Consider the following 24,796-nt stretch of genomic DNA (forward strand, 5'->3'; position numbering starts at 1 on the left):
AAGCCCTAAAGATAACCAGAGAAAATTATATTGAATGATTTATGACCTAATTAGTATTTTAAAGACAAATGCCAGTCATTATTTTTAGTGAAATTCAAATAATTCGGCTATTATTTTCTTTTCCCTTCGTTATCGAAATTCTTCTTTAGATGGTTTTCTGTCATGGGTATGGTGATCAATAACAAAACCACCATTACCGCTGACGCTATGGCTACTGCATTTTTAGAACCTAAGGTAAAATAGAAAATCCCTTGTAGTAGAGTGGTAATAATTCCTATTGGAATCATGAGATTAAAGCTATATCTATTGGCTTCATCCCATGTTTCCTGATTTTTCATTGATCTTTTTGTACGGTACCCATATAGGTAATTGATCTTCTTCGGAGGGAAAAGTTTGAAAACAATACTCAACAAGAGCAAGAGTGGGCCAATCATAAATTGGGGAAGTATATTCATGGTGTTTATTGGTTAAATTCTTCTTGTAACCTGTCAAACTGCTTTTTTGTATTTTCTGGATTATCAAAGTTGATGATGATGGGTTTGACTGCTGTAGTTACTTTGATATAAGGTTTTTTGTCTGATAGTAGAAACAACGTACATGCACCCCAATCCTCCAATATAAAATTGCCTTTTCGTACCATGCCGTCGCTGTATCCCCCAGATCTGGTCTTTATGTTTGGGATGTTTTCTAGCAATTGGATGTTGGTTACCTTTTGGGTCAGACCATATTCTCCCGTAACAGTGATTCGATCTTCTGAAATAAAGGCTTCAAGAGGCTCATGGGTTTTGAATATTTTGAATCCAACAAATAAGGAAATCCCTATAATAACAACAAATGGAAATGCTTTCTTATACCAAGGGTGCTTGTTGCCATCATAAGTTGGTGCAAGTACGAGCATCACAGCAGTGATTGATAGAATAACCGATATTATGAATAGGGCTGGATTGATTTCCCAGCCAATCAACCCCAAAAAAGGTTTTCCAACTGCAATTAACAGCCCCATAAGAACCATCGCATTCCTCATCATTGACGACAAGCCTTCAACATCTACATTTTTCTTTTGCTCTTCAGGCATGGTATTGTAGCCTGCAATCATGTCAGGAAATTTTTTAACCAAAAATCCCATCAGGATTAGAAAACCTCCTATTATAAGATTCATTATTATCATGTATGGAATATGATAAAGTGAGAGAATGGATTTGTTGAGTTTTTATATCAAACAGCAATTTAAATATACTGACATCCGACTAATCTGTGATTGTTGGAAAACAGTTGTTTTATAGTCGAATTAAGGTGGTTTTGATAAGTTTTGAAAAACACCCCCTTGTTGATTGCAGAACATATCGAGTTGGATTATCCTAATTTTTCTTTCTATCCCAGTTGGAGTGGTTCTTTTCAGCAGTTTTATCAATGAAACGTATGAGCCAAGGTTGTTTGAAGCCATACTGACTATTGTTATAAACAATTCACATTCTTTGACTTGTCTATGTATGACAGTAAAAATCAAATTGGCTATCAATGCTACCCAAACCTGTGTTTTGATTCCTTCAGGGCTGTCCGAGAAAAACCAACCCAATTCAAAATTTTGTTTAACCTGCTTGAACAACACCTCAATATTCCATCTGTATTTATATAATTGGATGACCGTATAGACCGAGTAATCAAACATATTGGAGATAAATTTCAGCACTTTGCCCGATACAGGGTCTTTATATACGATCAGGCGGGCTTCAAGTATAGTTTCATTGGTTTTTAACTGGATTTTCTGGTCAGATATGATCCCCCCATTAGCATATTCACATATATGGTTGGGCTGTCCGGTTAAAACTTCATATTGTGCGTTTTCATTGAGCCGGGTGACATAGAAAACACCCTGTTCTGTCCATTGTTCCCATATCTTGTAATTTACATACCCTTTGTCAAAGACATAAATAGTGCCCGGACATGGATTGAGCTGTCCGAGGAATGTTTTGTCATTGCAGGCCGCTTCGGTCAAATGAATGAAATCAGGAACAAAACTTGACAAAAGCATTTTGGTATGTATTTTCAAGCTCCCCTTCTTTTTTCCATCTAATGAATTTCTGCCAGCCCCTTTGAATATGTCAACAAATAGACTGACCGTAGAAGAATCAAATATCTCTACTTTACAAGGGTCTACTTCCCCACCAATAAACATCTTGATGTAGCTGTTTGATAAATAAGCACTGTAATGCTGATATAAATTATGGTATATACTTGCGAACACATCGCTAGAACGGTTAATGTTTGCATCACTCAATGTACTGGTTGCAGGTAATTTAGTTATACCCAGATAGCACAGTTTACCTTCAAGGAAAAGGAGAGTTTTACATAAATTACGAAGCGAATGGCATCTGGAAATCACGCCATACAACAAAAAAACCAATTGCCGATAGGTGGTCATCACCTTGTAGTAATAATCCGACTGATGTTGCTCAACACAATCTTCAACTATTTGTGCGGGGATATAAGAAAGAAGTTGGCAAATAACAGGTTGTCCAGATAAGTTGGTAACTTTAGTCATGATGTTTTATGTTTAGTCACTTCAAACATCGTCAAATTGGAGGAGGGTAACCTCTTCCAATTGTACTTTTCTTAGATAGTACGCCTCTAACCCATTTTTAGTCGTTTACTAGTATAAAAGTAATAAAAAAACTATTTAATACCCGGCAGCCTGACCATCTTTTCGGCTCTCGGAAGCTCCATGATAGACTTTGTTTTTTGAGTCCCACATAATGGCTTGGTAACCACCATAACCCCCCCTGCCAAAACTTACTTTATGTCCTTTGTCCATAAGTCCCCGTATGGTTTCGTATGAAATACCCGATTCGAGTCTTATTTCTCCGATACCTTCCTGAGGCAGCCCGGTTGGTGTAGATGAGCCCGTGTGATCCCAGCGAGGAGCATCACCTGCTTCCTGTACATTCATATTAAAATCGATCATATTCATAACAATCTGCGCATGCCCCTGAGGTTGGAAGTCTCCACCCATTACGCCAAAACTCATAAAAGGAGCACCGTCTTTGGTAATGAAAGCCGGAATAATGGTGTGAAATGGCCTTTTGCCGGGTTCATAAGTATTGGCTTGTCCTTTTTTCAGGCTAAACAATTCGCCTCTGTTTTGGAGCATAAAACCAAGTTTTGGAGGCACCATACCAGACCCCATACCTCTGTAGTTGCTTTGGATTAATGAAATCATGTTTCCATCCTTGTCGGCTACCGTCATGTAAATGGTTTCTCCAGCACTGATTTCTCCTGCTTCATAAGCAGATGCTCTGTCGCCAATAAGTTTTCTTCTTTTCATGGCATAGTTGTCGGATAATAGTTCCGTGACAGGGACTTTGGCAAAAATCATGTCTGCATAATACCTGGCTCTGTCTTCGAAAGCCAGCTTTTTTGCTTCAGTAAATAAATGAAGATGTTCTGTACTGCCAAATTCTATTTCCGAAAAGTCAAACCCTTTCAGGATTTGCAGCATTTGTAAAGCTGCTATACCCTGCCCATTGGGTGGTAGCTCCCATACGTCGTATCCCCGGTAGTTTACGGAGACTGGAGTTACCCATTCCGAGTGATGTTCTGCCAAATCCTTTTCTGACAAGAAGCCCCCTTGCTGTTGGATGAAATTGGCTATGGTTTTTGCCACCTCTCCTTTGTAAAAAGCGTCTCTACCTCCTTTGGCTATTTTTTTATAGGTATTGGCAAGATATGGATTTTTATATATTTCACCTTCATCAGGCAATCTGCCATTGTTTTGTGTGATGTAAGTATCCGTAATGTTGGGATAGCCAGATTTGTTGAAAAACGAAACAGATCGTTGCATATAATAGGCAATCAGCTCTGTCAACGGAAAACCGTTTTCCGCATAGGATATGGCGGGAGCCAAAATTTTATCCATATCTATAGAGCCAAATTTTTTGTGTAATTCAAACCAGCCATCTACTGCTCCTGGTACGCTAACCGGAAGAGGGCCAAAGGATGGTATTTGTTCCAGTTTTTCTTTTTCAAAGTAGTTTAAGGTTAATTTTTTTGGAGAACGGCCACTGGCATTCAATCCGTAGAGTTTTTTCGTTTTGGCATCCCATACTATGGCGAAGAGATCGCCACCTATGCCACTTCCGGTTGGCTCCATTAGCCCCAAAGCAGCATTGGCTGCTATTGCTGCATCTATGGCATTTCCACCGTTTTTGAGAATATCAAGCCCGATCTGGGTTGCCAATGGATGACTGGTGGCTACCATTCCATTTTGTGCCAGTACTTCGGATCTGGTAGCGAATAGTTCGCCGGTTACTCTGTCCTGGCCAAATGAGTTAAAAACAAAACAGCAACAGACTAGAACTGATGGTATAAATATTTTCATTAGAAAAGAGTTTATACCAAGTTAATCCAATTTGAGTGGTTTTCAAATATTAACCGATGCGTATGCCCTGAGATGCACTGCTTACTTTTCCTTATAGAAACGTCCTACTTTTTCGTAAGCAGACGAACTGGTTGAATTTGATCCGGATGAATCATGTGAAGGTGATCGTCGATTGATACTATGCGTTTGTCTATATGAAGCAGGAATTTCCTGAGTTGTGTTTCCAGTACCAAAAGTTGGCCATCGTAGGAATACATGCCGGAATCTTTCATCAGTTCTTTTTTGTTCTTCTCCAGATCTTTGCGTGTGTTACAACTTTCTTTTAAGAATTCAATGAATGCTTTGATGCCATATTCTGTTTCAAATTTTGTTATGTCTTTGGATGTTTTTTTTAATTCTTTATGATTTACATCCTGACTTATGGCGTTGTTTTCCATTATGTCAAGCACCAGTGAATCGTAGTGATGAAGTGTTTCTAAAATTTTTACAGTATGGGTTGAGTATTCGGGATTTTTACAGAATGTTGTCAATCCGGAATAGGTTTTCAATTCGCCGGACACTTCAAGCCACTGAGCAGTTAAATGGTCATATTCTTCTTCAATGTGGCCATCTGATATATCTTGAGCTGAAATATTTTGAAATAGAAGAAAACCCGTTACAATCAACATGATTTTTTTATGCAATAGTCCCAATGGATTTTTCATAATTACAGAATTGATTCTGTGCAAAGTTATGAATCAATCCAGCTCGTAGCTGTCATTAAAAGTCTGTAAATTTCAGTCAGTATTTATACTTATTCCAGTTCTCAATGCAGATTACACACTTACTTATTTCGAGTAGAAAACGGTTGTACCCCGGCAGGATGATATATCTAGCCGGGGATTTTCACCAACCATACCGAACCAACTCCGGTAATTTTAAACAGGCACATTTACAACGAGATTGATTTAACTCCGGATATACCATTTGTGATAAAACCATTTTGTAAATGCTAAATGAGGGGCGACTCCCCTAATCGTTTTTTGCAAGCATTTTAAGTGGTACTATTTGATGTTCCGGATGAATCAAGTGGATATTGTTATCAATGGAAACTACTTTTTTGTCAATACGCCTCATAAATCTGTACAGCAGTGTTTCCAATATGAAAATCCTTCCGTCAAAAGAATACATTTGCGATTGTTTCAAAAGGTTTGCTTTGTTTGTTTCCAGTTCATTCAGATAGGTGCAGTTGTCGTCCATGAAATCGATGAATTTTTCAGTTTCATGTGTTTCTTCAAATTTTTCAATATCTCTGATTGTATTTTTAAATACTTTTTGATCTTGGTATTTATCAGTTTCTGGATCGTTTAAAATATCAAAGACTACCGCATTGTAGTGATGCAAAGATTCCAGGATGTTGATCGAGTTTTGTTGATAGCCAGGGTCGTTGCAAAATTTACCTAGTCCCTGATATACCTTTATTTCATCTGAAATTTCCAGCCATCTGCTGGCCAGATGTTCATACTGTTTTTCTATCGATCCTACAGTATGGTCTTGAGCCTGCACGCTAGCCGCATAGATAATACCAGCAACTATCAAAACCAGACCTTTGCACAGACAGATGGATTGTTTTTTCATGATGGTTTGCATTAATTACAATACAAAAGTAGAGCGATAAGACACGCTCAGTACTCATGAAATAGTGGTAAAAATTAACCATGAATAATCCATATAGTCACTATCCGTAAAAATGCATAGGCATTGTGTGCCTGTCTTTTATTGACTCATTATTCTTGCTATAAATCAGGTATAAATAATCTAATTTTGAGGAGATCATTAACTAGAAAATATGGGAGAGCATCGACCGGATGGTAGAAACAGGAACGATGTTAAAATTGGAGCAGCTGTAGAAGTGGTTCAAAAGCATCATCAACGCACCGGAGAGTTGACTGAGGGCGTTGTGAAAAGACTTTTGACCAAATCACCAAACCATACCCACGGTATTAAAGTACAGTTGGAATCAGGTGAGGTAGGCAGGGTTAAGAACATACTGGATTGATTTGAAGCATCTCCTGAAAAGATTTGATAAACACGCATATTCTTTATTTATCACTTCTGTTTCATTGAAGGCATTCACCTCAATAGAAATAATGGAAAGACTCTCTGTTGAGGTGTTCACAAAGTTAGGTTAAGTCTATTCAGCTTAGTCCGAAATTAATTTTTGAAGGTTTTTTGTTATTTCAATTCTTTTATAGATAGAGTTGATTATGCTGTCATATAATTTGTCTTTTAAGATTAAATCTTCATAATCTGCATCAATATTAGGATTGTCGTTCACCTCTATTACGTAAACTTTGCCATCAATTAATTTTAGATCTACGCCATAGAGACCGTCCCCTATTAGCGCAGCTGCTTTTAAAGCCGTTTTTACAACTATTTCAGGCACTTCTTCTATCGGTAGAATTTCTGAGTCTCCATAGTTCTCTTCCACTCCTCCTTTCCAGTCGTATATTTGCCAATGTCCTTTTGACATAAAATATTTGCAGGCAAACAAGGGTTTGTTGTCAATTATTCCAATTCTCCAATCAAAGTCGGAATAGAGGAATTCCTGACATATCACCATATCAGATTTTTTGAATAGTTCATTCAAAACAATAGTAGCTTCTTCTTTATTTTCTGCTTTCGATATCCCAAGTGAAAAGGCACTATCAGGTTGCTTGATAACTATTGGATAATGTATATCATCCAAAACTTTTGGAGAATAGAAGTTTTTGGTCAACACCAGAGATTGTGGTGTTAATATTTTGTTTTTCTTAAAAATCTCATTTTGATATATTTTGTTTGAACATTTCATAATGGACCAGGGGTCGTCTATCACTACCAGGCCTTCTGCATAGGCCATTCTGGAAAATTCATAAGTATGGTCACTGACGCTGGTGGTTTCTCTTATGAAAAGAGCATCAAATTCATTGATTCTGTCAAAATCCGATTTACTAATGAATTCCGCATAAATCCCTTGTTTGTTGGCTGCTACTTTGAATCTGTGTAATGCTTTGGAGCATGATGGCGGAGTTTTTTCATGCGCATTCACCAGAATGGCCAGATCATATTTGTATGTTGTCAGCTTGGTTTTATTAAACCGCTTTTTGTTAAAGTATTTTTTTGCAAATTCATTAATGTGAGTATGCTCCTCAATGGGCAGTTTATTCAAGTTGAGTACTTTTATTTCTTTAATAATCCATATATCATGCTTTATGAATTGTACTTGAAACAGGGGTGTCTCAAAAAGCTGATACAGCTTCATTGCCAGCTTGCTGAATCCCTTGACATGTACTTGTCCAAAATAAATATTCAGACTGAAGTTACCAGTATGTACTTTTTCTAATGATGAGGAAATCAATTCTTCTATTTCTGTAGTAACGGAACGAATTATATTTATACTTCTGAAATCACTTATTGTAGTTGCGCTTGGAACTACACGTTGACCTCTTGCAGCCGCAAGAAGTGATACATAGTAACCATAACTTTGATATTTATAAGAGCTACATAGATTGAAAATTCTAAAATCAATGTTGGAATGGTAGATGGGATTTTCGATGTACTCCCTTACGGAAATAACCATAGCGTTTACATCATCAAAAGTCCATTTATGAGGCTGGTTGATAACTATAATATTTCTTATTTTCTTTTCAGGGATATTTGAATCCAACATGATTTCCATTTTTAAGGCGTCTATATTCTGACTGTAATAATTTTTAATAATGCACAATGGTTTAAAACCCCGAGCAGCATACCATGCTAATAGTTTGCTGTTTTTATCATGTCCTTCAAGGATAATCCGGTCATAATTATGCCGTTTGGCAACTTCAAAAACATAATCAAGTATAAAATTTCCTATTCCTTTGTTTTGATAATCAGGTAATACGGCTATTGAATACAAGCGAAGGGATTTTTTATATTTGAACAGCACCAATGCACCTACTTTTACAGGATGCTTGGCAGCCGTTTCTACAATATAGACTTCCTGAAATTTACTTTTTATACTATTTGAAAGACTTTTCTTAGTACTTCTTTGATAGTTTGAAAAGGAACTGTTCTCTATTTCTTCTAAAAAAATCAGATCATCTTTGACTGATACTCTAATTTTTAGCTTCATTTTTCAGTCGAAACCATTGTTTTGTGAAAAGGGTTATTGATTGTATTTAATCTAATTAAGAAAGGACTCATCTGTTTCAGTATTTAAAAGGCATAGTTATTTAAAATTTCAAGAAACATTACATTTTTAAGATTGAAATTTTTAGAGAGAGTAAAGTAAAAGGATGTAAATCAAATGGTGGAATATGAACGAGATGTTAAAGTGGGGGCAAGTTTAGAAATGGTTCAAAATCATCATCAATGCGCCAGAAAATTGGCTGAAGGTATTGTGAAAAGACTTTTGACCAAATCACATACATGGAATCAGGTAAGGTAAGTAGGGTTGAGAACATACTCGATAGATCAGGAATGCTTCATAATGAAAGAACCGTTCATGGTGTCTTTTGACACATAACAAAAACTTCAAACATAATTTTCAGTCTTTTTTATGATATGCCCGTATCATTATCTCTATGCGATCAAATAACCTTCCATTGTTTGCTGTTCCGGCTCTTATTTGGGGTTCCACATGGTTTGTGATTACTTACCAATTGGGCAGTGTGGATCCGTTGATTTCTGTTGTTTACCGCTACCTGATAGCTGGTGTACTGTTGTTGGGTTATTGTCTGGCCAAAGGTGTGAACATGATATTCTCTTTAAAAGATCATGTGTTTATGGTTTTTCAAGGAATATTACTTTTTGGAGTCAACTACTGGCTGGTGTATGAGGCGGAGCAGTACATTGCCAGTGCATTGGTGGCTGTGGCATTTTCTACGGTTATATTTATGAACTCCGGTTTTGGTGCGCTTTTTCTGGGCAGGCAAATTAATAAAAAGGTAATTACTGCCGCTGTAGCAGGGCTTTGTGGTACTGTACTTATTTTTTGGGGAGAATTGTCTAAAATGCAAATGTCCGGAGATACATTGAAAGGAACTATTTTGGCTGTTGGTTCAGTCGTACTTGCTTCATTGGGAAATATTACATCAGCAAGAAACTCTCAGGAGAAAATACCGGTATTGCAAGCCAATACATTTGGTATGCTTTACGGTTGTACGTTGATGGCAATAGTTGCACTCATATTGGGTCGCCCATTTACATTTGATGTTTCTGCGCCCTATGTACTTTCTCTTATTTACCTTTCACTATTTGGTTCTATTGTAGCATTTGGTACTTACCTTACTCTGGTTGGCAGAATAGGAGCAGACAAAGCTGCCTACGCTTTAGTGATTATACCCGTAATTGCGATTGTGATGTCATTAATCTTTGAAGACTATCAGATTACACTGAGTACATTCATTGGTGTTTTGCTTATATTGGGTGGAAATATATTGGCACTGAGGAAATGATTTCCTGTTGTATATCAAAAGCCCACTTCTGAATGAAATGGACTTTTTGTGACTTAGGTCAATTGTCTAATGCAGTATCAAAGCTTTCTTCTCCATGATACCCAATGTCCATTCCCTGATCTTCAAGATTGCGGTCAATCCTGCCACCACCGGTTATCAGTGTAGTTAATTTAAACAGTATGGCAGAGCCTACGCCGGCAAAAGCTATTGTTGCCAATACAGCTACCAGTTGAGACCAGACTTGTCCGGGGTTTCCATAAAAAAGTCCTGTTGCATCGTTTATCTCAGGGTTTGCTAAAAAGCCCGTGGCAATGGCTCCAAATATTCCAACCAGACCGTGAATACCAAATACGTCCAGAGTATCGTCATACCCCAACATGTTTTTGAGTTTAACTACACCAAAGTAGCCGATAGCTCCGGAGAATATGCCAATTATTAAGGCTCCCGTAACATCTACGTAACCGGAAGCAGGTGTTATACCTACAAGTCCTGAAACTACTCCTGATGCTGAGCCCAGTAATGTTGGTTTTTTATCTGAAGTTGACCATTCTATTATCAGCCAGGTAAGTCCACCTGCTGCGGCAGCTACGTTTGTTACCAGTAGAGCATTGGCTGCAATAAAGTCTGCAGCCAGTTGACTGCCACCATTGAAGCCAAACCAGCCAAACCAAAGAAGTGAGCTGCCCAGTAGCATTAATTTTGTGGAGGAAGGTCGGTTATCATCATTGTTGTGACCTCTTCTGTTGCCTAGCATATATGCCAATACAAGTCCGGATATTCCGGCGTTGATATGAATGACGGTACCTCCGGCAAAATCCAATTCACCATGATTGCTGAGTATTCCTCCACCCCATACCATGTGTGCAATCGGAGAGTAAATCAGAGCTACCCAAAGGATAGAAAATATAATCCACGTGGAAAATTTCACTCTTTCAATAATAGATCCACTAACCAATGCCACAGCTATGGCTGCAAATGTTCCCTGAAACATTACATACAAAAAGTGGGGGATTGTGCCGGAGAGGTCGTTGATTTTAATGCTATTCAACATAAAATATTCAAAACCTCCTATAAAGTCATTTCCTGTGCCGAAAGCAAAGCTATACCCGATAACAACCCATACAACGGTAGCTGTACAAAAAGCGGTGTAACTCATCCCAATTGTATTTAAAACACTTTTTCTTTGAGTCAATCCTCCGTAAAATAAGGTGAGGCCAGCGGGGGTCATAAGCATGACCAATGCCGTGGCTATCAGCATCCAGGCCGTATCTCCTGTACTAATTCCGGTACTGTCTTGTGAATAACCGCAGAATGGTACTGCTAACGCCATCGTGAGGGCGGTAATAAATTTCCGATTCATAGTTGAAAGTTTTAGTTTAATTTTATTCGTATTGTAGTGATACTAATGTATTATTATTAGTTTATGCATTATATATCACCCTGTGGGGAATAAATTATTGCAATTATAATTAAAGAAGGATAATTTATTATCCCTATAATAGGATATGTGTATTTATTGCGATAGAAATTTGTAGCTGTCTTTATATTTTCTTCTGATTTATTTTAAATATTAAAAGAGAACCGTACTATCCATTTTTGACCATTGTCTTTTGTATTTTGATGAAATCAGGAGAATAAGTGACATCTCCATCAATAAATCTTTTTTGTAAATTATATTTAGAGCATGTTCTCACCATTCTCTAAATTAATGTATGTCAAATCAGGTAAGTAGGTTGATCTCTCTGGATGCAATGAGAGGGTTTACCATTGCAGCAATGGTTTTGGTTAATTTTCCCGGAAATGAAAACCATGTGTTTGCTCCATTGAAACATACTGTTTGGAACGGGCTCACTCCAACAGATATCATCGCACCATTCTTTTTGTTTATTGTGGGTGTTTCGATTGCACTGGCTTATACCAGGAGATTGGAAAAAGGAGTACCCATGAAGGACATGTACATGAAAATTGTTACCCGGTCCCTGAAAATATTTGCAGTAGGTATATTTCTGAACCTCTTACCCAATTTCGATTTCTCTGACCTGCGGTGGACAGGAACTTTGCCCAGAATAGCCATTGTATTCTTTGCCTGCTCGTTTATTTTTTTTAAGACAAATTGGAAAACTCAGGCATGGATCGGAGCGATTACTTTGGTGGCTTATTGGCTTGCAATGACCCTGATTCCAACTCCCGGATTAGGAGGGGTGATGTTGGAGCCGGGACAAAATCTGGCCGCATGGATAGACAGTAAATATTTGCCCGGGAAAATGTGGCAGGGCACCTGGGATCCTGAAGGTATATTGAGCACTTTTCCCTCTATTGTTTCGGGAATTACAGGAATGCTGGCTGGTGCAATCATGCTCAACAATAGGGAGAAGGAAATCAAGGTAATCCATTTGATGGTGATAGGCTTTTTTATGATTATTGCCGGATATGTATGGGGATTGACTTTTCCCGTCAATGAAAATATCTGGACAAGCTCTTTTGTGTTTGTCACTTCCGGAATAGCATTTATGGCACTGGGTACCTACTACTTTCTGGTGGACATGCAGGGGCACACTCAAGGAACTAAACCCGGAATTATCTTCGGTGCAAATGCCATAACGGTATATGTGTTGGCAGATGTTTTTGCATTGGTTTTTTATATCATGGAAATTGGGGGACAGGGAATCAATATGCACTTTTTCGATTTGGCTACAGGGTTGGGTATGGCACCTAAGCTGGCCAGTATGATTTACGCCCTGCTATTTGTGTGTGTCAATTTCGTACCTGCTTATGTTTTGTACAAAAAGAAAATATTTATCAAGCTTTAGGCAATATCATCAAAAGATTGCCAGTAACAGTAGAGCAACATTGATTTCGTTTCTGCCAAAGAAACGTGATAGTCTTTTTTATTATGGAATTTCTACAGATTTAGTTTATCTTCAAAACCTGTTGGATGATAATGTAGCATTGAATTGGCTTCATTATGAAAAATTTCATAACATTTTAGACTAAACATGAAAAATTTTGCATTAAATCGTTTGTTACTTTTTAGTTTCGTTCTGCTGATTTCAAGTCAAGCCCAATCGAAAGTAAGGTTGCCTTCTGTTTTTAGCTCGAACATGGTGCTTCAGCAAAACAAAGAAGTAGCCATTTGGGGATGGGCAAGCCCGGCAGAGAAAGTGAAAATTACCGGGAGTTGGAACAACAAGACAGTAGAAACCACTACGGATAGAGGAGCTAAGTGGAGGACAGTTATTCAGACTCCTGTTGCTGGAGGCCCCTTCACTATTACCATAGAAGGACAAAATACCCTGGTGTTAGAAAACGTCCTGGTTGGTGAAGTATGGCTTTGTTCCGGCCAGTCCAATATGGAATCGTCTGCAACTCATGGTTATTCTTTCAACAATGCCAAAGAAGAAATAGCAAATTCTGATTACCCCAATATCCGCCTGTTTCATGTAGAAAAAGCAACGTCAGATTCACGGCAGGAAGACCTGACAGGTGCCTGGACAGTGTGTGGTACTGAAACCATGAAGACATTCAGTGGAACAGCTTACTTTTTTGGAAGAGAGTTGCATAAGAAACTGGATATCCCTATTGGATTGATTCATTCCAGTTGGGGTGGTACGGCTGCTGAGGTATGGACGGATAAGGAAGTGATTGATGCTGATCCTCAACTGTCGGAGAATGCTGCTAAAATACCGGTTTACGACTGGTGGCCGATGAAAAGCGGTTCGGCTTTTAATGCGATGATTGCTCCGGTTATTCCTTATGGCATTGCAGGGGCTATCTGGTATCAGGGAGAGACAAATACTGTTGCGCCCTTGAATTACAGAAAACTATTTCCGGCTATGATCAAAGACTGGAGAGAAGAGTGGGGATACGAATTCCCTTTTTATTATGTGCAGATTGCTCCATTTAAGTACGATCAGCCATACAAAGGGGTTTTGCTAAGAGAAGCGCAGTTTAAATCAATGTCAGTGCCCAATACCGGAATGGTAGTGATCAGTGACATTGGTGATATTAGCAATATCCATCCAACCAACAAGCAGGATGTGGGATATCGTTTGGGGCAATGGGCTTTGGCTAAAACTTATCACAAACCTGATGTGGTTTACTCAGGCCCTGTGTATAAGGAAATGAAGATTGAAGGTGAAAAGGTCAGATTGATGTTTGATTATGCTGAAAAAGGGCTGGTTGCAAAAGGAGGTGATTTGACTTACTTTGAAATAGCCGGAGAGGATCAGCAGTTTGTACCTGCAAAAGCTAAAATTACCGGAAACACTATTGAAGTATTCAACAAAAAAATCAAAAAACCGATTGCCGTTCGGTTTGCCTGGGACAACATTGCCGAACCCAATCTATTTAATACCGAAGGTTTACCTGCATCTTCCTTTAGAACCGATGATTGGGAGATAGTGATTCAGGAGAAGAAATGATTTGATGGGTAAGTCGGGTGTGAAACCAACAGAAAAGTAATCGAAAATTATGTCCCGTTATTCCATTATTATTAAAGTCACAATAAAAGCTGATTTAGGTCATGGATTATGGAGGTAATAAATGCTTGGTTTACATATTAAACCTCTTAAGTCATGAAAACTATTATTATTGCCACCGATTATTCTGCTGTTGCCAGTAATGCCCTTCAATATGCCGCTAACCTGGCATGTGTAGTCAATGCCGACTTAGTGCTTTTCAATACTTATCATTTAAGTGGCCATGCCAGTAACGCACTGATTACTCCTATGGAAATAGACCGAATGGTTAGTAAAAATGAGAAACATATGCAGGAGTTAGCCAATGAAACGGCTCAAAAATACCATTTGAATGTTACGTGGGTTAGCAAAATGAATGATACTGTAGAAGAATTGGAAAAGTATGTGAATACACACAGTGCTGATTTGGTAGTAATGGGTATGGAAAGTAACCTTATAGAATACACTCTATTTGGGAATACTACCACCAAGGCTATCCAACGCTTGAAATTTCCTGTATTGGTGGTGCCCAATGATGTTCCTTTTAAGCCTATAGAAAGAATCTTGTATGCTTATGACCAGAACTTTTTAGATCAACACAACCACCTTGATTTAATGAAGGAAATTGCCAGAAAGTTTGAAGCAAAACTTCAGGTATTTCATGTAGAAACCAAAACAAAAGATGCGGTGCACACCCCTCATCAGGATCAGGCGGTTGGTACTATTGATCATATACTGGAAGACGTTGACCATACCTATAGCATAGTGGAAAATCCAAGAATTGCAGAAGGGATAATCCATGAAGTAGAGGTATATCAGGCTGATATATTGGCTATGGTACCCCATAAACAAGGTTTTTTAGAATCATTATTGAAGGGTAGTACTACTCGTAAAATGGCACTAACAATCCGTATTCCATTGTTGGTATTGCCCAACATAAACGTGAATTGAAGTGGCTATAGATCCTATTAATTATGGCTTACCTACCCATCTTTTAAAAGGATTAGTGGAATAATTATGATCCAGAGATGAAATGATCAGATATTTGTTCCTAATGTGGCTAAAAGCAAAAGTCACTCAGGAGCTTCTTTTGGCTGGTGCACCAGCAAATGACGAAGGAGTCTCTCTGATTATGGTAATTCCATTGATTTAGTTTATCTTCAAAATTGGTTAGATTTACTATAAACAATGTTTTTTTTCTGGGGACAAACTGGCGTATATCAGCAGAATGTAGCAAGGCTCACCTAAGTAGGAGAATAACTTTTACAAACCAATTTGAGAAACTATATTTGACAGGTGTTGTCAAGTGAATATTATCAAATGGAACTATTGGAGAGATTTTAAGGAATCGTAGGCACACACTTGGACTTCTTCTAAGGCAAGTGTCAGCTTATGTTGATATTGACCAAGCTATCTTGAGTAAGATTGAACGCAGTGAAAGAAAACCAACAAAGGAAATGCTTAATAAGCTATCAGAAATATTGAAACTGGACAGAGATGAATTATTGATTCAATATATGAGTGAAAAAAATGCATACGAGATTGTTGAACAAGATTGTGCGGACAAAGTATTGAAAGTCGCTGAAATGAAAGTGAAATATTTGAAGTCGCACCAATAAAAAATTGAACATGCAAGAATTAACAGCAAACCAAGAACATTTAAGTATTGTTGAAGAATCTCAACTAGCTGTAAAGTATTACAAAAGAGGGACTTCAATAAAGCATGAAGATCAAAGTACATTAAAAGTACTTTCTCTTTTTTCTGGGTGTGGCGGTATGGATTTGGGTTTTGAAGGCGACTTTTCTGTATTGGGCTCTTCAGTTAATGAATTGTTACATCCAGACTTCATTGAAAAAAGATTAGAAAATGGGTTTGTCAAACTAAAGAAAACTCGTTTCAAGACTATATTCTCAAATGACATATTGAATGACGCTCGAAATGCGTGGGTCAATTATTTTTCAAAAAGAGGACATAACGCTGAGGACTTTTATACAGATAGCATTGTTGATTTAGTGAAACTTCATCGTAGCGGAACAGATGTATTTCCTCAAGATGTCGATGTGGTTACAGGAGGCTTCCCATGTCAGGATTTTAGCATTGCAGGAAAACGAAATGGCTTTACTTCTCATAAAAATCATAAAGGGGAATTGAACACAGAAAATACAGCCACAGAGGAAACTCGTGGACAACTGTATATGTGGATGAAACAAGTTATAGAGATCGCCAAACCCAAAATATTTATCGCTGAAAACGTAAAAGGTTTAGTCAATCTGTCAAATGTTAAAGACATCATCCAAAGCGATTTTTCTTTAACAGGAGATAATGGGTATTTAGTTTTAAATCCTCGTGTATTACATGCCGCTGATTATGGTGTTCCCCAGTCCAGAGAACGAATATTTTTTATTGGTATTAAGAAATCTGTTTTAAAGAAATCTGCCCTTGAGGAATTGGAAAAAGAAATTATTTCTGACAAATTCAATCCATATCCCAAACCAACACACGCATATACAACTGATGGTGAATATCTAAAACGCCATGTTGATTTAAAAGAGCTCTTTTCCAATTTAGAAGAACCAGAAAAAACCAGCGATTTATCCCAAAAATATTACTCAAAGGCGAAATATATGGGCAAACATTGTCAGGGTCAGATTGAAATTAAACCTGACGGAATAAGTCCGACAATTAGGGCAGAACACCACGGAAATATTGAATTTAGGAGATTGTCTAAAAAGAACGGTGGGTTACTCAATGATGAACTTTCAAAAGGATTGAAGGAAAGAAGATTAACCCCTAGAGAGTGTGCATTAATCCAGACTTTTCCTCCAGATTTTGATTTTGTTGTTGAAAATAAAACAGGAAGAAAAGGATCATTTTTGGTAAGTCCTTCAAAGGCATATAAAATTATTGGTAATGCCGTCCCCCCTCTACTCGCTTACAATTTAGCCAAACGAATAGAGCAAAATTGGGACTTATATTTTAAGAAGTAAGATGGTTGTATCTGTTAATCCCGAACCTAGTCATAATGAATTTAGTTTACTCCTAAATTCAACTATTGATGAGCTAAATGCACATGCCAAGAAAGCTCCTAAAAAAATTGAACAATTACGTGGAAATAAACTAGAACCTTATGTTCAAGCAGTAATGACTGACTTGGCAGTAGGATCCAAATTTGAAAACTCTATCGAATTAATTGGGGGGCAAAAATTCCCAGACATTATCGCTAAAAAGTATTACGGAATTGAAGTCAAGACCACAACTCAAAACCATTGGAAGACGACAGGAAATAGTGTTTTAGAATCTACAAGGGTTGATGATGTTGAACGCATATTTATGTTGTTCGGGAAATTAGGTAGCCCTATAGAATTTAGATCAAGGGCATACGAAGAATGTTTATCGGAAGTAGTAGTAACGCATTCTCCAAGGTATTTGATTGACATGAATTTGGAAAAAGGCAAAACGATCTTTGACAAAATCAACATTTCTTACGACACTTTAAGAAAAGAACAGAATCCAATAAAGCCAATAACTGATTACTATAAAAGTAAGCTAAAACCCGGACAAGATTTATGGTGGATTGATCAAGAAGAAAGTAAATCAAGCAACTTGGTTATTAATATCTGGAACAATCTAAGTATTGAGGAACGACAGATTGTAAAGAATCGAGCCATGGCATACTTCCCTGAGCTGTTTAGTAATAGGAGTGATAAATTTGTTCGACTCGCAATTTGGCTTGTTACTAGAGAAGCTGTTGTATGTCCAAATGTAAGAGACATATTCACAGCAGGCGGAAAAGGTGATTACTTAATCAATGGAGAATTTCACACGAATATTCCACGGATTTTTTTGAACCTATTTGACAACTTAAATTCAGTTATAAATACTTTGCACGAAACATCTGCTGTAGAACTTACCGAATATTGGAATCAAAAGACATCTGAAAAAAGAAAGATAAGTGACTGGGTAGATTTGGTTAACAAGTATTCTAAAACAATTAGCGCTGCGAGTCATTTAAACTTAAAAAACATGCTTACTAGGCTTAGTATAATTCAATAATAAGCAGTGAACAAATGAAAACCAACCAACTCTTCATACTTACAATTGCCACCATTCTTACTGTGGTTTGTGGTTGGTATTTTTTTAGTTCGTCATCAGCACAATCCAGTATTTCCTACAATCAACATGTGCAGCCTGTACTGGCAGCAAAATGCTATACCTGTCACGGTCCGGATAAGGAAAAAATGAAAGCAGGACTGAGGTTGGACATCAGGGAATCTTTGCTGGATACGCTGGAGTCGGGAAATACAGCACTCAATCCGATGGATTTTAGTAAAAGCGAAATCATCAAACGGATTGAGTCTTCCGATCCTGATTTTATGATGCCACCACCGGATGCTCCCAAGCAACTGGACGAAGAAGAAGTACAGGTGATAAAAAAGTGGGTGGAAGAAGGAGCAAAATGGGAAAATCATTGGTCTTACGAACCGCTTAAAAAGCAGATACCTCCGGAAATATCAGAAGCATCCTGGTCGCAAAATCCGATTGATCCATTTATTTTCCAGGCACAAGAAAAGCTGGGCTTGCAGCATGCTCCTGAGGCTAACAAACGTACTTTGCTGCGGAGGTTGACTTATGACCTGCATGGTTTGCCACCTACACCAGAGCAGATGAAAGCCTTTTTGGAAGACGACTCTGACGATGCGTATGCCAGAATGGTAGATACCCTTCTGGCTTCTCCCCGCTATGGCGAACGCTGGGCAAGACATTGGCTGGATGTGGTGCATTATGGGGAAACCCACGGTTATGACAAAGACAAGCGACGACCAAATGCATGGCCATACCGGGACTATGTGATAGATGCTTTTAACAAAGACCTGCCTTACACCAGATTCATTGAAGACCAGATAGCCGGAGATGTGTTACATCCTGATGATCCTCAATCCACGGTAGCACTCGGCTTTTTGGCGGCAGGGCCATGGGATTTGGTAGGACATGTGGAAGTACGGGATGGCACAGTAGATAAACGCATTGTCCGTAACCTTGACCGGGATGATATGGTAAGTTCCGTAATGGCAACTTTCACCGGGCTTACCGTACAATGTGCCAGATGCCATGATCATAAATTTGATCCTATCAAACAAGCAGATTATTATAGTTTGCAGGCTGTATTTGCAGGGATAGATCGTGCGGATCGTTCTTTTGATAAGAATCCTGAAATCCATCGAACCAGATTACATCTAAAACAAGAAAAACAAGAATTGGAAAACCAGTTGGATAATTTGGGGGAACAGATGGGTGAAAAGGCGAAAAAGGAAATTGAAGAGGTACAAAAACAGCAAAAAGACGTTTCTAACAAAATTTCCGGATTAAGGTATCCTGGTAGCAAAACATTTGGGTATCATTCTGCCATAGAGCCAAAAGCAGATGTAGAAAAATGGGTGCAAATTGATTTGGGAAGTATTGTTGATCTGGAAAAAATTGTGCTGACTCCTGCACATCCTACCGAGGGTCTTACTATGCCGGGTTATGGCTTCCCCTTGCGCTTTGTTTTGGAAGTCTCACCCACTTCTGATTTTTCTTCTGCTAAAACCATTGTTGATTTTAGCAAGGAAAATCATAACGAACGTACAGACAGACCTTATGTTGTTTTGATAGAAAACATACCTGCCCGCTACATACGTCTTACTGCCAACAGGCTTTGGAAGGGTAGAGATCAGGATCATTTTTTAGCTATGGCGGAGATACAGGCTTTTGCAAAAGGAAAAAATGGAGCCAGAAATGCCAAAGTGGAAGTGTTGGATAGTTTCATAGACAAACGATGGAATCCTGATTTTCTTACCGATGGTTTCAATAGCCATGGTTTGATAGGTGGAGAGGTTTTGCCCAAAGAATTGCAAAAAGACTTTAATGAGGCAGAAAGGGAACTTACGGGACTAAGGGGAAAAGAAAACCTTCTTCGTAAAAGTGTATTGACTCGGGTGGAAAAAACAAAACTAGATCGTATCCGGTCATTTCTTCTTTCAATAGAAGATTCATTGAGTCAGCTACCGAGTCCAAGCCATGTATATGCTGCTGCTACGGAATTTAGGAGTCAGTACCAATTTACTCCTCCAAAAGGCATCCGCACCATACATCGGTTGAATAGGGGAGATACTGAGCAGCCACTGGAGGAAGTCTTTGCCGGAACTGTGGAAGTGTTTGAAGGTATGCCCGATTATTTTGATCTTCCTGAAGGACATACTGAAGGTAATCGTCGTGCGGCACTTGCTAAATGGACTACCGATAAGCGCAATGTTCTGACCTGGAGGTCAATTGTTAACAGGATCTGGAAATACCATTTTGGCAGAGGTATTGTAGCTACTCCCAACGATTTTGGAAAAATGGGTACACCTCCCAGCCACCCGGAATTACTGGATTATCTGGCAGGAGAGTTCCTTGATAACGGACAGTCTGTCAAATGGCTTCATAGATTAATAGTAACAAGTGCGACATACAAACAGCAGTCTTTGCAGGATAAGAAAAACTACCAGATTGATAGTGAAAACCGTTATTTATGGCGGTCAAACCGCAGACAGTTGGAAGCTGAGGCTATAAGAGATGGTGTTTTGGCAGTAAGCGGAAAATTGGATTTGACCATGGGTGGTCCTGGTTTTGATGCATTTAAATATGAAGATGACCATTCCCCACGCTATTTGTACAAAGATTATGACGCTTATGATCCATCCTCTTTTCGCCGGGCAATCTATCGTTTTATAGTGAGGAGCGTTCCTGATCCGTTTATGAGTACTCTGGATTGTGCTGATCCATCGCAAAGTGTTCCGGTGAGGAATGAAACAGTGACAGCTTTGCAGGCACTTTCAGCTTTGAATAACCCGTTTATGGTGCGTCAGGCTGCATTTTTTGCAGACCGTTTGGAAAAAGAATCAACCGGATTGAAATCACAAATATCAAGAGCTTATGAACTGGCACTGCAACGGAAACCGGACGAAAGGGAATTGTCTGAATTGGAAGAATATGCAAACAAGCATGGACTACCTGCGGCATGCAGGTTGATTTATGCCATGAACGAATTTTTATACATCGATTGATATGAAAAGTAAGCACAGACCCATAAAATCAGTATCCCGACGTGAGTTTCTTTGGCGTTATGGTGGTGGATTGGGTGGCCTGGCCTTGGCACATCTGATGGGTTGTGGCGACAGTCTTACCTCAGGAAGTTTCCTTTCCAAAGAGCAGCATGTTCCTCACCATTTGCCAAAAGCCAAGCGTGTCATTCAGCTCTTTATGTCCGGAGCAGCCAGTCAGGTCGATACTTTCGATTACAAACCCGAGCTGATCAAACGAGCCGGAATGCCATTTGATCCGGGAGGAAAAATAGAACTATTCCAAAGTTCTCCGGGAGTGGTGATGCCTGCTCCGTGGGAATGGAAACAATATGGAGAATGTGGGAAATGGGTTAGTGGGCTGGTACCTCATCTGGCACAATGTGTCGATGATATAGCTTTTTTACCTTCCATGGTGGCTACTTCTAATGTACACGGACCAGCGACTTTCATGCAAAATACAGGATTTGTCCTGCCAGGATTTCCGAGTGTCGGGGCATGGGTGAGTTATGGTTTGGGAAAAATCACTGACAACCTCCCCACTTTTGTAGTACTGCCTGATTCTCGTGGTTATGGTCCCGGAGGCCCTAAAAATTGGGGATCCGGTTTTTTGCCTTCCAATCATCAGGGAACACTGGTCAGGCCATCACTGGAAAATCCGATAGCTGATCTTTTTCCTCCGGACGATGAATTCATTACACCTGAGGCTGACAAAGATGGTATGAAAGTGCTCAATCATTTGAACAAAGCTCACCTCAAAAACAGGGAACAGGATTCCCGTTTGGAAGGGCGTATCCAAAGCTATGAACTGGCAGCCCGCCTGCAATTGGCTGCTCCGGAAGTGTTTAGCATGGAAGGAGAATCTGAGACCATCAAAAAACTTTACGGTCTGGACAATCCCATTACGGAAGATTTTGGTCGCAACTGCCTGATCGCAAGGAGACTTCTGGAAAGAGGAACCCGGTTTGTGCAGATCTGGAGTGGTGCTGACAATGCTTTTCCGCGTAGAAATTGGGATTCACACGAAGACCTCAAAAAAGATCATGGAGAAATGGCTGCAAGTATGGACAAACCTGCTGCAGCTTTGTTGATTGATCTCAAGCAAAGAGGAATGCTGGATGATACCATCGTCTATTGGACAACAGAGTTTGGACGAATGCCCTGTAGTCAGGGAAGTGCAGGCAGAGACCACAATCCATTTACATTTACATCCTGGGTGGCAGGTGGAGGCATCAAAGGCGGAGTAACTTATGGTGCCAGTGACGAATGGTCTTATAAAGCTGTGGATAATCCAACCTACTGTTATGATTTACATGCTACAATTTTGCATTTGCTTGGGATTGACCACAAAAGGTTAACTGTCCAGAACAATGGTATTGACCGTCGGTTGACTGATGTACATGGTCATGTGATCAGTGATATTATAGCTTAAAATAAATTGTTACTTTAGGAAAAATACGTTAAGTCTGGTTTTGCTATGGATTGACTTTATTTTGTAGATTGCAAACAGATGAAAAAGAAAAGTGAGCAAATACTATGGAATTTGTTTAGAGAAGGGGATCGGAAAGCCTTTGAAAATATGTTCCTGAAGTTTAACCCTATTCTGTTCACTATTGGTCTCAAAATGACCTCTGACAGGTCATTGATTGAAGACAGTATTCATGAGGTTTTTATTGATTTATGGAATAAAAGATCAAGATTGCCGGAGGTAGATACGGTTAAATATTACCTGATAGTGTGCTATAGACGTATGCTTTTGCTGTATTTAAAGGAAAGCAACAGAAATGTTGACATCAATGAACAATCATTTGTGTTGGTCGATTCTGAAGAGTATAAACAGATAGAAGACCAATTGAATACCGATACGATTAGTAAATTAAAGCATGCCATTGAGGAGCTTCCTTCCCGCCAAAAGGAAATTATTGAATTGCGGTTTATGAAATCGATGAGTTATGATGAGATTCAGGAAATAATGGAAATCAATTACACCTCTTCCCGAAAACTGGTTTACAAAGCCATTAACAACCTCAAAAAGCACTTGAAAGGTAATAGTTTCAATCTTGTGTTAATTCTGGCTCTATTGAGTTGATACTGATTGCGCAAAGACACATGTAAAAACGTACCGCTAGCTTCGTATTAAGCCTTATTTCAACCATCCCTCTGGCATTCATTTATTTTTTCTAAAAAAAAAATTGAATAAAGAGGCTACAAAACAAATCTCTCCCTCTCTTATCCTAACAAAATAGTCCATTGTTGTTTTAAACCCAATGGCAGCATGATATTATTCTAATCAAATGAACAACGAAAAACTGGAAATAGAAGACCTTTTACTCGATAAGGGCTTCAGAAATTGGGCTTCAGGAATTGAAGATGATGAATTTCAATTTTGGAACTTACTGAAGGAAGAATACCCACAATTTAAAAAAGCGATGATGCAGGCCAGGTATATTGTTATCACTGCTGAAGAAGAACTTCCTGCCATTGACGAGGAAACCAATAATAAAATGCTGGCCAATTTGAGGCAAAAGCTTGGCTGGAGTCATGAAACGGTGGTTAGAACACTAAATTCATCAAAAAAACAACTGTACCTTAAGATTGCTGCTGTAGTTGCATTGATAATTATGTTTGGTGTGGTTGCTTTTGAAATGGGTGAAAGGAATAATGCCAAAATGCAAGCAGTATCCGAAGTGTTTGTGCAAAAGAGTACCCCAAAAGGAGCTAAGTTGAATTTTTACCTTGAAGATGGTACGCACATAATTTTGAACGCAGAAAGTCAGATAAGATTTAGTAGTACTTATGCGACAGACTCAAATAGAAATGTGTACCTGGAAGGAGAGGCTTATTTTGAAGTAGCCAAAGATAAGAAAAGACCTTTTACTGTTTTTACAGACAACCTTAGTACTGTAGCATTAGGTACGGCATTCAATATCAATGCTCACCCTGAAGAAGACAAAGTACAGATAGCATTGGTAGAAGGATCGGTATTAGTAAAAAATTCAAAAAACGAATCGAATGTAATCCTTGCTCCGGGAAATAAATTGCTGGCAGACAAATTGAACAACGATTTTATACAAGAGAAATTTGATGTAAAGGAAGTGACATCATGGAAGGATGGAATCATCTTTTTGGATAAAACAGATTTTGACGAGTCAATTCAAATACTGGAAAGATGGTATGGAGTAAATATTACTGTGTCAAATAAGCCTAAAACCCTTTTGACCTGCTCAGGTGAATTTGAAAACGATAATCTCGATAATGTTCTTAAGAGCTTAGGGTTTGCTTTGAAATTTGATTTCGAGATAAAAAATAAAGATGTTAAACTGAAATTTAAATGAGGTGAGCCAATGACATAAAATCTAAAACAAAAAAATAACAGGAACTATCAGATAGCCCCTGCTAAATAA

21 protein-coding genes are annotated in these 24,796 nt (G+C 38.6%); 13 read left to right on the forward strand and 8 right to left on the reverse strand.

Annotated features, from left to right (window positions below; genetic code table 11):
* Positions 1 to 110 precede the first annotated feature (110 nt).
* The 6 genes from AAOP42_RS18010 to AAOP42_RS18035 all read right to left on the reverse strand — a co-directional run bounded on the left by AAOP42_RS18010 (position 111) and on the right by AAOP42_RS18035 (position 5,992).
* Positions 111 to 455: an SdpI family protein gene (locus AAOP42_RS18010; protein WP_349529963.1), complete on the reverse strand. Its 345-nt coding sequence runs from the start codon at positions 453 to 455 to the stop codon at positions 111 to 113.
* A 5-nt stretch (positions 456 to 460) separates the two neighbouring features.
* Positions 461 to 1,159: a DUF3784 domain-containing protein gene (locus AAOP42_RS18015; RefSeq protein ID WP_349529964.1), complete on the reverse strand. Its 699-nt coding sequence runs from the start codon at positions 1,157 to 1,159 to the stop codon at positions 461 to 463.
* Positions 1,160 to 1,288: 129 nt separating this feature from the next.
* Positions 1,289 to 2,542 (reverse strand): IS4 family transposase, encoded by a 1,254-nt coding sequence (locus AAOP42_RS18020; protein ID WP_349529965.1) that lies wholly within the window; start codon positions 2,540 to 2,542, stop codon positions 1,289 to 1,291.
* Between the two features lie 135 nt (positions 2,543 to 2,677).
* Entirely contained in the window at positions 2,678 to 4,375 is a 1,698-nt protein-coding gene (gene ggt, locus AAOP42_RS18025) for a gamma-glutamyltransferase (RefSeq protein WP_349529966.1), read from the reverse strand.
* Positions 4,376 to 4,479: 104 nt separating this feature from the next.
* Entirely contained in the window at positions 4,480 to 5,079 is a 600-nt protein-coding gene (locus tag AAOP42_RS18030; RefSeq protein WP_349529967.1) for a hypothetical protein, read from the reverse strand.
* A gap of 307 nt (positions 5,080 to 5,386) precedes the next feature.
* Positions 5,387 to 5,992: a hypothetical protein gene (locus AAOP42_RS18035; RefSeq protein WP_349529968.1), complete on the reverse strand. Its 606-nt coding sequence runs from the start codon at positions 5,990 to 5,992 to the stop codon at positions 5,387 to 5,389.
* A 211-nt stretch (positions 5,993 to 6,203) separates the two neighbouring features.
* Here AAOP42_RS18035 and AAOP42_RS18040 point away from each other — a divergent pair, with 211 nt between their 5' ends.
* Entirely contained in the window at positions 6,204 to 6,413 is a 210-nt protein-coding gene (locus AAOP42_RS18040; RefSeq protein WP_349529969.1) for a YwbE family protein, read from the forward strand.
* A gap of 144 nt (positions 6,414 to 6,557) precedes the next feature.
* Here the strand turns inward: AAOP42_RS18040 and AAOP42_RS18045 are convergent, their stop codons facing one another.
* Entirely contained in the window at positions 6,558 to 8,510 is a 1,953-nt protein-coding gene (locus AAOP42_RS18045; protein ID WP_349529970.1) for a GNAT family N-acetyltransferase, read from the reverse strand.
* Positions 8,511 to 8,684: 174 nt separating this feature from the next.
* Here AAOP42_RS18045 and AAOP42_RS23815 point away from each other — a divergent pair, with 174 nt between their 5' ends.
* Together AAOP42_RS23815 and AAOP42_RS18050 are read left to right on the forward strand one after the other, a co-directional pair.
* Positions 8,685 to 8,825 (forward strand): DUF2196 domain-containing protein, encoded by a 141-nt coding sequence (locus AAOP42_RS23815; RefSeq protein WP_502947674.1) that lies wholly within the window; start codon positions 8,685 to 8,687, stop codon positions 8,823 to 8,825.
* Positions 8,826 to 8,961: 136 nt separating this feature from the next.
* The gene (locus tag AAOP42_RS18050) at positions 8,962 to 9,834 is read left to right on the forward strand and encodes a DMT family transporter (RefSeq protein ID WP_349529971.1); all 873 of its coding nucleotides are present in this window, start codon (positions 8,962 to 8,964) and stop codon (positions 9,832 to 9,834) included.
* Between the two features lie 58 nt (positions 9,835 to 9,892).
* Here the strand turns inward: AAOP42_RS18050 and AAOP42_RS18055 are convergent, their stop codons facing one another.
* Positions 9,893 to 11,194, reverse strand: coding sequence for an ammonium transporter (locus AAOP42_RS18055; RefSeq protein WP_349529972.1), 1,302 nt, complete (start codon positions 11,192 to 11,194; stop codon positions 9,893 to 9,895).
* Between the two features lie 352 nt (positions 11,195 to 11,546).
* Here AAOP42_RS18055 and AAOP42_RS18060 point away from each other — a divergent pair, with 352 nt between their 5' ends.
* The 10 genes from AAOP42_RS18060 (at position 11,547) to AAOP42_RS18105 (ending at position 24,727) form a co-directional block, all read left to right on the forward strand.
* Positions 11,547 to 12,644, forward strand: a complete 1,098-nt coding sequence (locus tag AAOP42_RS18060; protein ID WP_349529973.1) for an acyltransferase family protein — start codon at positions 11,547 to 11,549, stop codon at positions 12,642 to 12,644.
* Between the two features lie 186 nt (positions 12,645 to 12,830).
* Positions 12,831 to 14,255 (forward strand): sialate O-acetylesterase, encoded by a 1,425-nt coding sequence (locus AAOP42_RS18065; protein WP_349529974.1) that lies wholly within the window; start codon positions 12,831 to 12,833, stop codon positions 14,253 to 14,255.
* A 153-nt stretch (positions 14,256 to 14,408) separates the two neighbouring features.
* Positions 14,409 to 15,242, forward strand: a complete 834-nt coding sequence (locus AAOP42_RS18070; protein WP_349529975.1) for a universal stress protein — start codon at positions 14,409 to 14,411, stop codon at positions 15,240 to 15,242.
* Between the two features lie 386 nt (positions 15,243 to 15,628).
* Positions 15,629 to 15,910, forward strand: a complete 282-nt coding sequence (locus tag AAOP42_RS18075) for a helix-turn-helix domain-containing protein (protein ID WP_349529988.1) — start codon at positions 15,629 to 15,631, stop codon at positions 15,908 to 15,910.
* A gap of 10 nt (positions 15,911 to 15,920) precedes the next feature.
* Positions 15,921 to 17,279 (forward strand): DNA cytosine methyltransferase, encoded by a 1,359-nt coding sequence (locus AAOP42_RS18080; RefSeq protein ID WP_349529976.1) that lies wholly within the window; start codon positions 15,921 to 15,923, stop codon positions 17,277 to 17,279.
* 1 nt (position 17,280) lies between these two features.
* Entirely contained in the window at positions 17,281 to 18,345 is a 1,065-nt protein-coding gene (locus tag AAOP42_RS18085; RefSeq protein WP_349529977.1) for a hypothetical protein, read from the forward strand.
* Positions 18,346 to 18,359: 14 nt separating this feature from the next.
* Positions 18,360 to 21,377 (forward strand): DUF1553 domain-containing protein, encoded by a 3,018-nt coding sequence (locus tag AAOP42_RS18090; protein ID WP_349529978.1) that lies wholly within the window; start codon positions 18,360 to 18,362, stop codon positions 21,375 to 21,377.
* 1 nt (position 21,378) lies between these two features.
* Positions 21,379 to 22,824, forward strand: coding sequence for a DUF1501 domain-containing protein (locus AAOP42_RS18095; RefSeq protein ID WP_349529979.1), 1,446 nt, complete (start codon positions 21,379 to 21,381; stop codon positions 22,822 to 22,824).
* A 78-nt stretch (positions 22,825 to 22,902) separates the two neighbouring features.
* A complete protein-coding gene (locus AAOP42_RS18100) occupies positions 22,903 to 23,481 on the forward strand; it encodes an RNA polymerase sigma factor (protein ID WP_349529980.1) in 579 nt (192 codons plus the stop codon).
* 205 nt (positions 23,482 to 23,686) lie between these two features.
* Positions 23,687 to 24,727 carry a FecR family protein gene (locus tag AAOP42_RS18105; RefSeq protein ID WP_349529981.1) on the forward strand — a complete coding sequence of 347 codons (1,041 nt, stop codon included), beginning with the start codon at positions 23,687 to 23,689 and terminating at the stop codon, positions 24,725 to 24,727.
* Positions 24,728 to 24,796 lie beyond the last annotated feature (69 nt).

It is taken from the genome of Reichenbachiella sp. MALMAid0571 (assembly GCF_040151475.1).
GTDB lineage: Bacteria > Bacteroidota > Bacteroidia > Cytophagales > Cyclobacteriaceae > CAXBNB01.